The organism is Pseudomonas sp. zfem005, assembly GCF_032621735.1.
Taxonomy (GTDB): Bacteria; Pseudomonadota; Gammaproteobacteria; order Pseudomonadales; family Pseudomonadaceae; genus Metapseudomonas; species Metapseudomonas solani.
Genome location: NZ_JAVYJE010000011.1, coordinates 17,988 through 30,691, shown reverse-complemented (window position 1 = coordinate 30,691; position 12,704 = coordinate 17,988). Strand labels below are relative to the sequence as shown.

The following is a 12,704-nucleotide window of genomic DNA, read 5'->3' as shown; positions in this document are numbered from 1 at the left end:
GCATCTCAAGTCTAAGGTTAAATGATCGGTAGGCCTGTTAATGATTCAGTCAAAAGCGATCTATCATCTTGCTTGGCGTTGGATGGGGTAGATGGGGTTTGGCCCCAGTTAGCAGTAGCTAAGGGGGGCGCGCCTAGACTGGTATCTCCCATTTGCAAGTTATGAAGGCAGTTAAAGCACAAGGAGGTGTGATATGCCGTTGCTACCAAAAGAGAAAGAGCTTAGTGCTGCTCATTCTGTAATCTTGGAGGGGCCTCTAGGTATAGCGGAAGATCATACAAATCCCAAGGGGCGAGAGCTAGTGAAGCGGCTGGTTGAAGCTGGCGTGGTGAATCGTTTATTTATTGAAATGCCATCGTATCGAAATGATGGCTTAAAGAGTCTGAAGGGTAAGTCACATCAGGAGTTACTGGAGGGCATTGCGCTTGAACCCGAGCAGCATGGCTGTTCAATTACTCTTAAAGAGGTGGCTGCGTTTGCAATGTCCCTTAAGGTGGAGGTTATATGTGCTGATCCCAAAATTCTTCTTGGTGCAAGCAGGCTGAATGCTAGAAATATCGCCTCCGCGGAGTTAATAAATGGCACTTATTCTGGAGGTAAGGCAGGAGATATTTTTTTGTGGGGTGGGGATCATTTTGTTGGCGGGAAAAACTCGCTCACAGCCCTTCTGAATCTGGTTTGGGTGGATGCTACGGATGATCCTAAGTGGCATATGCACTGGGAGAAAGAACTCACTCCGAGTAGTAATAAAAACTGAAATTTCCTTATTTCATCACTGCCTGTAACTCAACTCTGAGCCACGTCGTGACTCCGCTCACCTAGGGGCTTCTCCTGCTTGGACAATCGTATGCTTTTAACTGAGCAGCGCTTGCTGCACATCCTCCCCAACGCCCGCCATGCTGCGGGCGTTTTTGTTTCTCACCTCAACGCCGTCAGCGAACATTGGCAGATCAACACGCCCCAGCGCTTGGCCGCCTTCCTAGCCCAGGTCGGCCACGAGTCTGGCCACCTGCGCTACACCCGCGAGATCTGGGGGCCGACGCCTGCGCAGGAGCGCTACGACGTGCGCGTCGACCTGGGCAATACGCCGGAGCGGGATGGCGACGGCAAGAAGTACCGGGGCAGGGGGCTTATCCAGATAACCGGGGCAGCCAACTATCTGCGCTGCAGCCTGGCGCTGTTCGGTGATCGGCGTCTGCTGACCGAACCCGAACTGCTGGAGCAACCCGAGCACGCGGCGCAGTCGGCGGGCTGGTTCTGGTGGGATGCTGGGCTCAACGAGCTGGCGGACCGGGGCGAGTTCACCCGCATCACCCGCCGCATCAACGGTGGCCTCAACGGCCTAGAGGATCGCAAGCGAATCTGGCGCCGCGCTCGCGAGGTGCTGATGGCGAAGGAGGGCGCATGAGGCTTTTCACTCTGAACGCATTTGCCGTGCTTCTGCTGGTGCTGTTTTCTGGGTGGGCTGGTTGGAAGGCCCAGAGCTATCGGCTGGGCGAACAGTACGCACGCGAGCTCGCCGGCCGAGACAAGGCGCACGCAAACACACTCGACGAAGTCGCCCGCGCAGCTGCGGCGAGCCAGCGAGCTGAGCTGGGCAGGCGCCAGGCTCTGGAACAGCAGTTGCAGAGACAAGACGCCCTTCATCACGGGAGACTCACCCATGCCCAGCAAGAAGCCACTCGTCTGCGTGATCGCATCGCTACTGCTGATCTGCGGCTGTCAGTCCTACTCGACTCAGGCGTTGCCGGTAGCTCCTGTGGAATGCCTGCCTCCACCTCCGCCGGCGGCCTGGTTCATGCAGCCCCGAGAGCCGGACTTGACCCAGCGCATGCTCAACGAATTGTCGCCATCACTGACGACGGAGATGAGGGACTGATGGCTTTGGCTGCCTGCCAGCAATACGTGCAGGCGGTGTCGACTCGCTCAGCAGCCCCTCGGTGACCCCGCTCAATGGCAGTGGTAGTCGCCAGTCTTGTGGTTGCGGTGGCAGCCCTTGGAGTCGGTGCCGCCACTGTGGGCCAGAGCCGATACGGACACACAGGCCACAAGCAGGGCCAGGCAGACAGCGGAAAGTTTCTTCACGGTAGAACTCCTTTTCTAGTGGGTTGCCAAGAGTGGCCATCTGACAATATGGCGGATGGCCATTACTTCGCAACCCCTCCTTTCGACCTACTCAGGGCCAACGACGATGCTGGTCGTCGATGACGTAGTCGTGGCTGTGCGTCTTGCCATCCGCCACGTGTTCGTTGTCATCCGTCAGGTCGTCGTGAGTGTGCTCGATCAGCGTCTGGTCGTGCTCGGGCTTCCAGATGCAGAGGCTGAACGCCAGTGATGCGGCGGCAAGCAGGCTGAGACCGATGAAGGAGGCTTGCAGGCTGACGTTCGCGCCGAGCCAGCCGGCCAGCGGATAGGTGATCAGCCAGCAGGCGTGAGACAGGGCGAACTGGGCGGCGAACAGGGCAGGGCGGTCAAGTGAGTTGGACGAGCGCCGCAGGATCCTCCCCGAGGGGGTCTGGGCCATCGAATAGCCTGCGCCGAGGAAGAACCAAAGCCCCAGCATGAAGCTGTAGTTCGGCAGCAGGATGCCGACGCAGAGGCCGGTCACCAGCACCGCTGCGCCGAAGAACATCACCTTGCGGTCGTTCATGTGGTCGAGCAGCTTGGGCAGCAGCAGGGCTACCAGCATCGAGCCGGCGCCGAAGGCCATCAGCGCCGTTGCGGTGGAGGTCTGGGGCAGGCCGAAGCGAGATTGCACCAGCACCACGGTGTTGACGATGACCATGGCGCTGGCCGATGCGATTGCCAGGTTCAGCGCCAGCAGCCCGCGCAGGCGGGGCGTGGCGAAGAAGATGCGCAGGCCGCGTGTGGTCCTCTCGTAGATACCCCGCTTGGGGCCGCGCTGAGCCGCCGGCAGGGTGACCGAGACGACCATGGCGGCGGAGACAAGGAAGCCCACGACAGTGCCGCCAAACAGGTTGTGGAAGCTGACCACGGTGAGCAGCAGTGCGGCCAGCATCGGGCTGATGACGCTTTCCAGGTCATAGGCGAGGCGGGACAGCGAGAGTGCGCGGGTGTATTCGCGCTCGTCGGGCAGGATGTCCGGGATGGTCGCCTGGAAGGTCGGAGTGAAGGCGGCCGAGGCGGACTGCAGCACGAAGATCAGCACATACACCTGCCAGATCTCCGTGACGAAAGGCAGCAGAACCGCAACCGCCGCCCTGATCAGGTCCAGGCCCACGAGCATGGCCCGGCGCGGCAGCCGCTCGGCGAAGGCTGCAGCAATGGGGGCAACCCCAATGTAGGCGGTCATCTTGATGGCCAGGGCGGTGCCGAGAACGGCCCCGGCCTGGGCGCCGGCGAGGTCGTACGCCAGCAGGCCGAGGGCGACCGTGGCCAGGCCGGTGCCCACCAGGGCGATGACCTGTGCGATGAAGAGATGCCTGTACGTACGGTTCGCGAGAACGGAAAGCATGTGAACTCCCTCTTGGGTGGTGACGCATCCCCCTGGGGGGGTGGAGCAACGGAGCCGTGTCGGTTGGCGGGTCAGGTTACGGCGTACCTGAGAAGCACCAGCGCCAGCAGGTGTCCCGGGTAGAAGAAGTAGCCCCAGCGAGTGACGGGTGGGATTTTCAGCGGCCAATCTTTCTTTAGCAGCCAGAGCCCGTAGAGCGGTGCTGTGAAGGCGATGACTGCGACCACTATCGGGTAGGGTTGAATGCCCCACTGCAGCATCCAACTGTCCCTGTTGTTGGCCATGACGCAAAGCACGGCGGGCAGCAGGGCGCTCAGCCCGGGTTGCTTGATGGCCAGCACCAGGGCGGCGGGGATCAGCACACCGCTCACGCCGTACATGAAGAGATCATGGAAAACCACACTGGCGGTGATCGCGATCGCTGCAGCAATGATCGAGACGATGTTGCGGTGGTAGAACCCCCAGGCCACGACCAAGCCCAGCACCAGCGTCGGCATGACGCTGAAGGTCGAGCTGCCTGAAGAGAGCATGCGGTAAGGCAGCTCCGACATTACGACGAACAGCAGCATCCAGGTCAGGTAGCGCACGTTCGCTTCCGTATAGAGCTCACCGCGTGGGCTGCGGGCCACGTTCGCGGCTATTGCCAGGCAGAACATCGGGAACGACAGCCGGCCCACCAGGTAAAACGGGGCCATGTCGTGCCAGAGGTACCTGAGGTGGTCCAGCACCATGGTGGCGATACCCAGCCACTTGACCATATCCAGGCCGCTGTCTCGTGTGCGGATCTCGGCGTTCATGCGAGCCACCCCAGGGTGAAGGCTGTAAGCACCAGGTAGCGGGCGGTTTTGGCGACAGTCACGATCAAGACGAAACTCCAGAAGGGTTCACGCAATACCCCGGCCAGCAAGGTGAGGGGGTCGCCGATCACCGGCACCCAGCTCAGTAACAGTGACCAGCGTCCGTACCGGTGGTAGTGATGCTCGACGCGCTTCAGGTCCTTTTCCTTCAGGGGGAACCAGCGTCGGTTGCCCCAACGGGAGATGTGCCGCCCGAGCCACCAGTTGACGGTGGAGCCGAGCACGTTGCCCAGGCTGGCTATCAGCAACAAGAGTGCTGCGGGGAAACGCTCCGTCAGCAGCAGACCGACGAGGACCGCCTCCGATTGCATCGGCAGCAGCGTTGCGGCGCCGAATGCGGCCAGAAACAGCCCTGCATAGGCGCCGATATCCATGGCATCAGCTCGCCAGATTGAGCCAGCCGTGCCAGCCGACGTAGATCCCGACCGCCACGATCAGCAGGCTGGAAAGGTAAGGCGCTTTCCGTGCCACGGTGCCGAGCCATGGCCAGCGGTTCGACGCGTGCCGGGCCCCGAGGGCGGCGGCAACGCCCACGGCCACCAGCGTTAGAGCCAGGCCGATGCTGAAACAAAGGACCAATACCGCCCCCAACGCCACCTCCTTTACCTGCAGGCAAAGCAGGAGGACCGTGATGGCAGCAGGGCAGGGGATGAGTCCCCCGGTGAGGCCAAACAGGATGACCTGGGTAGTGGTGACGTCCCGGTTGGAGAAGCGGTTTTTAATGTCGTTGGCATGGGCGCGCTCGTGGGCGTCCTGGTACCCCTCCACAGAGAGCTCAAGGCCTTCGTGTTCGCCGTGGTGGTGCTCTCCTTCGTGGTACTCGACATCGAAGTAGTGGAAGTGGCCGCCATGGCCCAGGCTGAGCCTGACGGTGAACTCGTGAGGCTCTGGAATCTCGTCACGGGATTCGAGGAAGCCGCCACGATCGATGAAGGTGAAGCTCTGTTCGACGCTATCGGGGCGACGGGTGATCAGATGGACGTCGTCCTGGGTCCAGGTGGTACCGCTGAGAGACCTGATGCGCCAGCGAGGCGGTACACCCACCTCGAAGATCGACAGCTCGAGCGCGCCGTGCCCGGTATCGATCACGCGTGTCTCGTCATGGTCGTGGTGATGGTCGTGCGCGCTCTCTGCGAGCCATCCACGTTCGCCACGCCAGGTGCGCCAGAACATCCAGAGCGCGATGGCGACGATGAGCGCAGCCGACCCCATCTGGAAGTAGGGCTCCGTGGTTTCTGCATCGAGCCCCTGGCCCAGGTACATACCTGCCATAGCCACAGCCCAGACCACTGCGGTGTGGGAGAGGGTGGCTGCCAACCCCAACAGAACCGCCTGCTTGGCTGTGCCGCGGATGGCGACGATGAATGCCGCCATCATGGTCTTGGAGTGACCAGGCTCCAGCCCGTGCAAGGCACCTAGCAGGATGGCGCTAGGAAAATACAGCCAAGCGTGTGCCGCTCCTTGCTGGAGGAGTTGGGAGAAGCTGCCCATGGAGGGACCTCAGAGGTATTTGGTGATCTGCTTGAACTCTTCCAGTGGCGCGCGCTCATTGCTGGTCATCGCGCCGATGGTGTGTTCGAGGCAGTGGTCGATGTGATCCTGGATCAGCGTCCGCTTCGCCTGGCATACGGCCTTTTCGACCGCGTGCATTTGCTGGGCGATGTCCACGCATTCGCGGCCGTTCTCGATCATGGTGATGATGCTGCGCAGGTGTCCCTCCGCTCGCTTCAGGCGCTTGACGATGTCGGCGTGGCTTTCATGGCGGTGGCCATGTTCGTGGGTGTGCTCGGAACTGCTCATGGATATCTCGTTTTTCGGTTACCGGTGTCGGCATCCTATCCCCTAGGGGGGGATATGGTCAACGAGGTAGGTTTGCTATTCGTCAGTAAAAAAGGCGCCTTGGCGCCTTTGGTTAGGGTATCCCCTGGTAGGGGATACCTGCGATATGAGGGCGGACGAGTCAGGGCTTGTTGATCTGGCCATCCTTCTCGCGGGACAGGGAGCGCTCGGTTTTCTGAGCATCGCTTTTGTCCTTGTCGCCCCAGAGCCGCTTCTGGTCTTCACGGAACTTCTGATTCATCTGATAGGAGCGGTCGTACCCGTCTTCGGAGTAGGCAGGGGCTGCAGCGCCGATGAGCAGTGCGCTGGCGAGGATGATCTTGATGAGTTTCATAGGAGGCTCCAGGCAGTATCGGCTACTGATGTGAAGCCGATTTCGTTACCCAGATGCTAAGGAATCGAACCTGACGCCAGCGTGAGGCAAGAATTACAATCCTGAAAGTCAAGGCCGCAGGCCTGGAGAGACGGAGGGTGGGGGCCGCTACCTTCGACTCTGTAACAATTGAGGCTTGATCCTATCCACCCCCAGGGGATAGATTGTCGGCATTCAAATGCGTGCCGAAAGACAATGCCGTTCCGTGCTGCCTCAACCCGAATAGCTTTTACCCTGGTGCTCGCGCTGCTCATGGCGTGGGTGGGGCATACCTATTCGCTGTTGTCTGCTGCTAGCCAGCAAGGGGCGGTCGTCGAAGGGCACTCCCACTCTGTCGAAGGGCACTCCCACTCTCACGACATCGACTCGGACAGCTGCGTTGCTTGCGGCGATCACTACCACGCGCCTTTCACCGCCGATCACGTTCACGAGACGCCCTACCTGGGGTCAGTGATCGTCCTGCCTCCCTTGATTGGACCCGCCCAGCTCCAGTCGACTCCCCGTTTCACCATGCCCACCGGGCCCATCCATCTCATAGAGCGTCCTCCCCGCACTACGTTCGTGCTTTGAATCGGGCTGCTCGGCAGCTCTCATTTTCAGCAATCTAGGACGTAAGCAATGAATGCACTTCTATGGAGTGGCGCAGATGCCTTTCTGCGCCGCCCGCTCTTCCTGCTGACCTTCATCGCAGCCCTCATGCTGCTGGTGACGCCAGACGCACTCGCCCATGGCGTTGCGGAAGGTGACAAGGGGTTCATCCAGGAGAGCACCGGCGTGATGGTCATGCCGTTCATCTACATGGGCGCCAAGCACATGATCACCGGGTACGACCACCTGCTGTTCCTGTTCGGCGTGATTTTCTTCCTGTATCGCCTCAAGGATGTCGGCCTCTACGTAACGCTGTTCGCCGTCGGACACTCGGTCACGCTGCTGCTCGGCGTGCTGGCCGACATCAGCATCAGCTCCTATGTGATCGACGCGATCATCGGCTTCTCGGTGGTCTACAAGGCGCTCGACAACCTAGGGGCCTTCCAGCGCTGGTTTGGTGTCCAGCCCGACACCCGCGCGGCCACCCTGGTCTTCGGCCTGCTCCACGGCTTCGGCCTGGCCACCAAGATCCAGGAGTACGAGATATCCCCCGATGGGCTGATCGCCAACCTGATCGCCTTCAACGTCGGTGTCGAAATCGGCCAGCTCATGGCGCTCGGCACCATCCTCATCCTCATGGGCTACTGGCGTCGCACCGCCAGCTTCTGGCGGCACGCGTATTCCGCCAACGTCGCCATGATGAGCGCCGGCTTCCTGCTGATGGGCTACCAGCTCACCGGCCTGGTCATTTCCCAGTAAGGACAAGACATGTTCAATACCAAGCTTCCCACTATCAACGAGCTGCCGAGCAGCAAGCAGCTTCTCCGCTCCACCATCATCGCGCTGATCGCCGCATCAGCCTTGCTGGTGACAGTGGTCATGCCTTCCGAGTACGCCATCGACCCTACGGGTGTCGGCCGTGCGATGGGGCTGACCCAGATGGGCGAGATCAAGGTTCAGCTCGCTGAAGAGGCTGCGGCCGATACCGCAGCCGATAACGCGGCCTTGCAAACCAGTGCTCCGGTCCAGCAGCCAGCCCCGGCAGCCCCCGTACCGGCTCCTGAGCCCGTGGTTGCGGAGGCACCGGCAGCGGCAGCCCCGGCGGCTCCGGTTGCCGAAGCGCCGGCCAAGCCAGCTGGCCAGCAGCATCAGATGAGCATCACGCTTGCTCCGAACCAGGGGGCGGAAGTGAAGCTCGAGATGCGCAAGGGTGCCCGCGTGGACTTTAACTGGAGCGTGGCCGATGGCGTCGTCAACTATGACACCCACGGCGACCCCTATAACGCGCCGAACGGCTTCTACCACGGCTACGGCAAGGGCCGTGCAACCCAGGAAGACAGCGGCACGCTGGAGGCGGCGTTCGATGGCAAGCACGGTTGGTTCTGGCGCAACCGTGGCAACAAGCCCGTCACCGTCACGCTGAAGACGGATGGCAACTACATGCAGATCAAGCGCGTCATCTGATGCGCCTGAGGCCGGCCCCTATGGGGCCGGTCACTACGTAGGGAGGAACACAAGCCATGATGAAGATTGTCGGGATGATCGTGGTGCTGGCGAGCGTGATAGCCGGCTACGTGCTGTCCGGAGGCGCCATTGCGGCGCTTATCCAGCCCTACGAGGTGCTGGTCATTGGTGGTTGTGCGCTAGGCGCCTTCCTCCAGGCCAACCCCAGCGGTACGACGATGCACGTTTTCAAGAAGTCCTTGAAGATGTTCGGCAGCCGATTCACCCATGCCTACTACGTCGAGATCCTCACCGCCCTCTACGAGATACTCAACAAATCCCGCCGTGAAGGGATGATGGCGATCGAGGCGGATATCGAAGAGCCGGGCGCCAGCCCGATCTTCAGCAAGTACCCGACCCTGGTTCAGGATCCCCGCATGCTGTCGTTCACCTGCGACCACTTGCGTATCATGGCGTCCGGCAACATGGCACCGCACGAACTGGAGGGCCTGCTGGACACGGGGCTGGGCAGCCTGAAAGAGGAGCTGGAACATAACTCCCATGCGGTGACCCGCGTTGCAGACGGCCTGCCAGGTTTTGGCATCGTTGCTGCGGTGCTGGGCATCGTCGTGACCATGGGGCTGTTGGGGGAGGGGGACCAGGCGGCAATCGGCAAGCACGTGGCGGCCGCGCTGGTGGGAACCTTCCTGGGCATCCTGGCCGCCTATGGCTTTTTCGGCCCGCTGGCGACCTCGCTGGAGCACGATGCCAAGGAGGAGTTGAATGTCTACGAGGCCATCAAGGTGACCCTTGTCGCTTCCGCTTCAGGCATGCCGCCGACCCTGGCGGTGGAGTTCGGTAGGAACGTGATCTTCCCGGCCCATCGGCCGACCTTCGGCGAGATGGACCAGGCATTCAGGGGCGCCAAGTGATCAAGGTGCTCAGAGGGCTTCCAGGCAACTGGCGAGATCGTCGCCGAGCTTGCCGATGAGCGTTGTGTAACCCTTGGGCCCCGGTTGGATATCGAAGCCCAGGGCGTCAAGTTCCGCGAAACGTACCGGCAGGCCCTCGCTCAGTGTCGAGGCCAGGCGGGGGCGGATGGGTGGCTCGTTGAACAGGCAGACAGGGCCTGTCGCCTGCAGTCTGGAGCGCATCTCCGCTACGTGACGGGCGCCGGGCTGGACGTCGGTGCCCAGTGCTAGAACCCCGGCGTGCTTCAGGCCGTAGGCTTCTTCGAAGTAATCGAAAGCCTGGTGGAATACGAAGAACGGCTTGCCATCGAGCTTGCCCAGACGGGCCTTCAGTCTCTCGTCTTCGTTCTCCAGTCGCTTGCTGAAGGCGGCGAGGTTCGCCTTGTAGCGCTGCGCCTGCGAGGGGTCGATCCTGGTCAGGTCCTCGGCCACATGTGAGGCGATGATCCGTGCATTCTCCGGTCTCAGCCAGAGGTGCGCATCGATCGAGCCGGGGCGGTGCAGGTCGTCATGGTCTTCTTCCCCGGCATGTTCATCCAGGTTGCCCGGGGCTAGTTCGCCGAAGTGGCGTATGCGCAACCCGCTCATGTCCTGTATGGCGACCGTGCGCCCCTGGCGGCCCTCAAGGGCGGGTTGGAGGAAGGTCTCAAGGTCGGGGCCGATCCAATACATCAGGTCGGCACTGCGCAAGTTGCGCAGGTCGGAGGGGCGGAGGCTGAACGAATGCGGTGATGCCCCCGGAGGGAGCAATACGCGGGTGGTTCCGGTGCCGTCTTGAATAGCAGAGACGATCAGTTGCAGGGGCTTGATGCTGGTGACCACTTCGACCTCGCCATTGGCCGGGGTCGATATCAAGGCGGCCAGAGAGGACGTGAGAAATAGCGAGGCAAGTAGGCGCATGGAAGGGTTCTTAGTGAGTGATATAAAGTAACATTTTATAGGAACTCCTTCCGTTAAGTCATGCCTTCAGTGCCGGGAAATCCAGGTAGAAACACGTAAAGCCATTAGGCTCGACCGATACGCTGGCACTGCCCTGATGCAGGCTCATGATGGATCGCACGATGGCCAGACCCAGGCCCGTTCCACCCTCGGTGCGCGCTCGGCTCTTGTCCACGCGGTAGAAGCGCTCGAACAGGTGAGGAAGGTGTTCCTCGCCGATGCCTTGGCCCGGGTTGCCGACTGACAGTCGAACCACTCCGTTCTTCTGACCAATCTTCATCGTCACGGTGGCGCCTGAAGGGCAGTAGCGGATGGCGTTCGAAAGCAGGTTGGAGATCGCGCGCTGAATCATCAGGCGATTACCCATGACCAGCCCGGTACCGGAAGACTCAAGGCGTACCCCCTTTTCATCGCCGCTCAGGCTGAAAAGGTCGCCCACCCGTTGCAGTTCGTCCTCCAGGGCGACCGCTTCGAACTGAACCTGGGAGGCGGGGTGGCTGACGTGAGCGAGGAACAGCATGTCCGAGACGATTCGGGTGACCCGGTCCAGTTCCTCGGTGCAGCATTCGAGCACCTCGCGGTACTCCTGCGGTGGGCGCTCGCGTGAGAGGGTCACTTGAGCCTTTCCCATCAGGTTGGTTATCGGCGCGCGCAGCTCGTGGGCGAGGTCATCGGAGAACTGGGAAAGTTGCTGAACCCCATTGTCCAGGCGGTGCAGCATGAAGTTGATGCCGTTGGCCAGCTCCCGCAGTTCGGCGGGCAGTCGCTCCGTTGGCAGCCGATGCTCAAGATTGTCAGTGGAGATCTTGGAGGCAACGCGCAGGAAACTGGTCAGTGGTTGCAGGCCTCGGCGAACGGTCCACCACGCTACCAGCAGGATCAGCAACAGCAGGAAAGGCGCGGCGATCAACGCCCACTTGAGGAGCGCGTCGAGCAGTTCAACGTCGGCGGACTGATCAATGGTGAGGTAGACCCCGACCTGGGTACCGTCCTTCAGTCGCATGAGTTGCGCGCTGCTGAGCATCGGCCGCCCCAGCGGGTCCAGCCACTCATGGAATGCCATTTCCTCGTGCGCTGGAAACCGGTGCAGCTCGAAGGTCACCGACTTCGAGCCGAGCGTCAGGATCGGCTGCTTGCTTTCTGCGGAGTCGAAGATGCTGACGTAGAGATTGTTATGTCCCATCGCCAGGTCAACCAGCACATGGGATTTGGAGTTCACGTCATTGATGTTCATTGCGCTGGAAAGACTGTGGGCGATGCCTTCCATCTTGGTGCGCACGCTGGACTTGGCGATGCGCTCCAGCCCCTGGTCGAGCATGAGATAGCCAAAGGTTGAGATGAGTGCCACCAGGGCAACACTCATCAGGCCAACCTTCAGGCCCAGGCGGGTCGCGAGGCTATCGCTGCTCATGAACGATCCTCAAGCACATATCCAACGCCGCGCAGAGTGTGGATCAGCTTGGTGTCGAACGGGTCGTCGATCTTGGCGCGCAGACGCCTGATGGAAACATCGATGACGTTGGTGTCACAGTCGAAGTTCATGTCCCAGACCAGGGAGATGATCTGCGAGCGCGTGAGCACCGAACCCGAGCGGCTCATCAGCAGATGGAGCAGGGTGAACTCCTTGGTGGAGAGGTCTATCCGCTGCTCACCGCGGTAGGCGCGATGACGTCCTGGGTCGAGCTCAAGGTCGGCCACCCGCAGAGTGGGTGACTCCACCAGCTCATCGCCGCGCCGCAGAAGCGACCTCACGCGGGCCAGCAGCTCGGGGAACTCGAAGGGTTTGACCATGTAATCGTCGGCGCCGCTGTCCAGCCCCTTCACCTTGTCGTTCAGTCGGCCTCGCCCCGTCAGCATCATGACCCGCACGCGGCTGGTCTTGCGGATGGTGTCGAGCACACCCCAGCCATCGAGGCCGGGCAGGTTCACATCGAGGATGATGAGGCCATAAGAGTTGTGGCTGAAAAGATGAAGTGCATCGATCCCATTGCCGGCCCGATCAACTACATAACCACTTTCGGATAACCCTTGCTGAAGATAATCAGCCGTTTTTGTTTCGTCTTCTACTACCAGTACACGCATGTTTTGGTTCGCTCGAATAATTTAAAAATGAGGGGTAACAAAATTATTAGAGTTGTTGGGTGATTTGCTGTTTGCGCGTCCATTCATCTAAGGGCGGAAGTTGCAATCTCATTGCGCCGCGTCAGTTTGTCGCACAC

15 protein-coding genes are annotated in these 12,704 nt (G+C 60.9%); 5 read left to right on the top strand and 10 right to left on the bottom strand.

Annotated elements, in window-relative coordinates:
- Nucleotides 1–193 precede the first annotated feature (193 nt).
- A complete protein-coding gene (locus RTW82_RS23375; protein WP_169708302.1) occupies nucleotides 194–757 on the top strand; it encodes a hypothetical protein in 564 nt (187 codons plus the stop codon).
- A gap of 90 nt (nucleotides 758–847) precedes the next feature.
- Nucleotides 848–1,408: a glycoside hydrolase family 19 protein gene (locus RTW82_RS23370; RefSeq protein WP_031286776.1), complete on the top strand. Its 561-nt coding sequence runs from the start codon at nucleotides 848–850 to the stop codon at nucleotides 1,406–1,408.
- A gap of 542 nt (nucleotides 1,409–1,950) precedes the next feature.
- On the opposite strand, the gene RTW82_RS23360 is transcribed toward RTW82_RS23370, so the two are convergent.
- The 7 genes from RTW82_RS23360 to RTW82_RS23330 form a co-directional block, all read right to left on the bottom strand.
- Complete coding sequence (locus RTW82_RS23360) at nucleotides 1,951–2,085, bottom strand: YHYH domain-containing protein (RefSeq protein ID WP_021216641.1); 135 nt, start codon at nucleotides 2,083–2,085, stop codon at nucleotides 1,951–1,953.
- A gap of 91 nt (nucleotides 2,086–2,176) precedes the next feature.
- Complete coding sequence (locus RTW82_RS23355) at nucleotides 2,177–3,475, bottom strand: MFS transporter (RefSeq protein ID WP_021216640.1); 1,299 nt, start codon at nucleotides 3,473–3,475, stop codon at nucleotides 2,177–2,179.
- A 71-nt stretch (nucleotides 3,476–3,546) separates the two neighbouring features.
- A complete protein-coding gene (locus RTW82_RS23350; RefSeq protein WP_021216639.1) occupies nucleotides 3,547–4,272 on the bottom strand; it encodes a TraX family protein in 726 nt (241 codons plus the stop codon).
- Nucleotides 4,269–4,706: a YqaA family protein gene (locus RTW82_RS23345; protein WP_021216638.1), complete on the bottom strand. Its 438-nt coding sequence runs from the start codon at nucleotides 4,704–4,706 to the stop codon at nucleotides 4,269–4,271. Before RTW82_RS23345 ends, RTW82_RS23350 begins: the two co-directional genes overlap by 4 nt.
- A 4-nt stretch (nucleotides 4,707–4,710) precedes the next feature.
- On the bottom strand, nucleotides 4,711–5,823 hold the full coding sequence (locus tag RTW82_RS23340) for a nickel/cobalt efflux transporter (protein ID WP_021216637.1): 1,113 nt from the start codon (nucleotides 5,821–5,823) through the stop codon (nucleotides 4,711–4,713).
- A gap of 9 nt (nucleotides 5,824–5,832) precedes the next feature.
- On the bottom strand, nucleotides 5,833–6,132 hold the full coding sequence (locus RTW82_RS23335; RefSeq protein WP_021216636.1) for a metal-sensing transcriptional repressor: 300 nt from the start codon (nucleotides 6,130–6,132) through the stop codon (nucleotides 5,833–5,835).
- A gap of 160 nt (nucleotides 6,133–6,292) precedes the next feature.
- Nucleotides 6,293–6,505 (bottom strand): hypothetical protein, encoded by a 213-nt coding sequence (locus tag RTW82_RS23330; protein WP_021216635.1) that lies wholly within the window; start codon nucleotides 6,503–6,505, stop codon nucleotides 6,293–6,295.
- A 657-nt stretch (nucleotides 6,506–7,162) separates the two neighbouring features.
- On the opposite strand from RTW82_RS23330, the gene RTW82_RS23325 reads away from it, so the two are divergent.
- The 3 genes from RTW82_RS23325 to motA are packed head-to-tail and all read left to right on the top strand — an operon-like array spanning nucleotide 7,163 to nucleotide 9,507.
- Entirely contained in the window at nucleotides 7,163–7,891 is a 729-nt protein-coding gene (locus RTW82_RS23325; protein WP_021216633.1) for a HupE/UreJ family protein, read from the top strand.
- A 9-nt stretch (nucleotides 7,892–7,900) separates the two neighbouring features.
- Entirely contained in the window at nucleotides 7,901–8,596 is a 696-nt protein-coding gene (locus tag RTW82_RS23320; protein ID WP_021216632.1) for a hypothetical protein, read from the top strand.
- A 56-nt stretch (nucleotides 8,597–8,652) separates the two neighbouring features.
- Nucleotides 8,653–9,507: a flagellar motor stator protein MotA gene (motA, locus tag RTW82_RS23315; protein ID WP_021216631.1), complete on the top strand. Its 855-nt coding sequence runs from the start codon at nucleotides 8,653–8,655 to the stop codon at nucleotides 9,505–9,507.
- Between the two features lie 9 nt (nucleotides 9,508–9,516).
- On the opposite strand, the gene RTW82_RS23310 is transcribed toward motA, so the two are convergent.
- The 3 genes from RTW82_RS23310 to RTW82_RS23300 are packed head-to-tail and all read right to left on the bottom strand — an operon-like array spanning nucleotide 9,517 to nucleotide 12,567.
- Nucleotides 9,517–10,446 (bottom strand): zinc ABC transporter substrate-binding protein, encoded by a 930-nt coding sequence (locus RTW82_RS23310; RefSeq protein ID WP_021216630.1) that lies wholly within the window; start codon nucleotides 10,444–10,446, stop codon nucleotides 9,517–9,519.
- 58 nt (nucleotides 10,447–10,504) lie between these two features.
- A complete protein-coding gene (locus RTW82_RS23305) occupies nucleotides 10,505–11,896 on the bottom strand; it encodes a heavy metal sensor histidine kinase (RefSeq protein WP_021216629.1) in 1,392 nt (463 codons plus the stop codon).
- Nucleotides 11,893–12,567: a heavy metal response regulator transcription factor gene (locus RTW82_RS23300; RefSeq protein ID WP_031286775.1), complete on the bottom strand. Its 675-nt coding sequence runs from the start codon at nucleotides 12,565–12,567 to the stop codon at nucleotides 11,893–11,895. Before RTW82_RS23300 ends, RTW82_RS23305 begins: the two co-directional genes overlap by 4 nt.
- Between the last annotated feature and the right edge of the window lie 137 nt (nucleotides 12,568–12,704).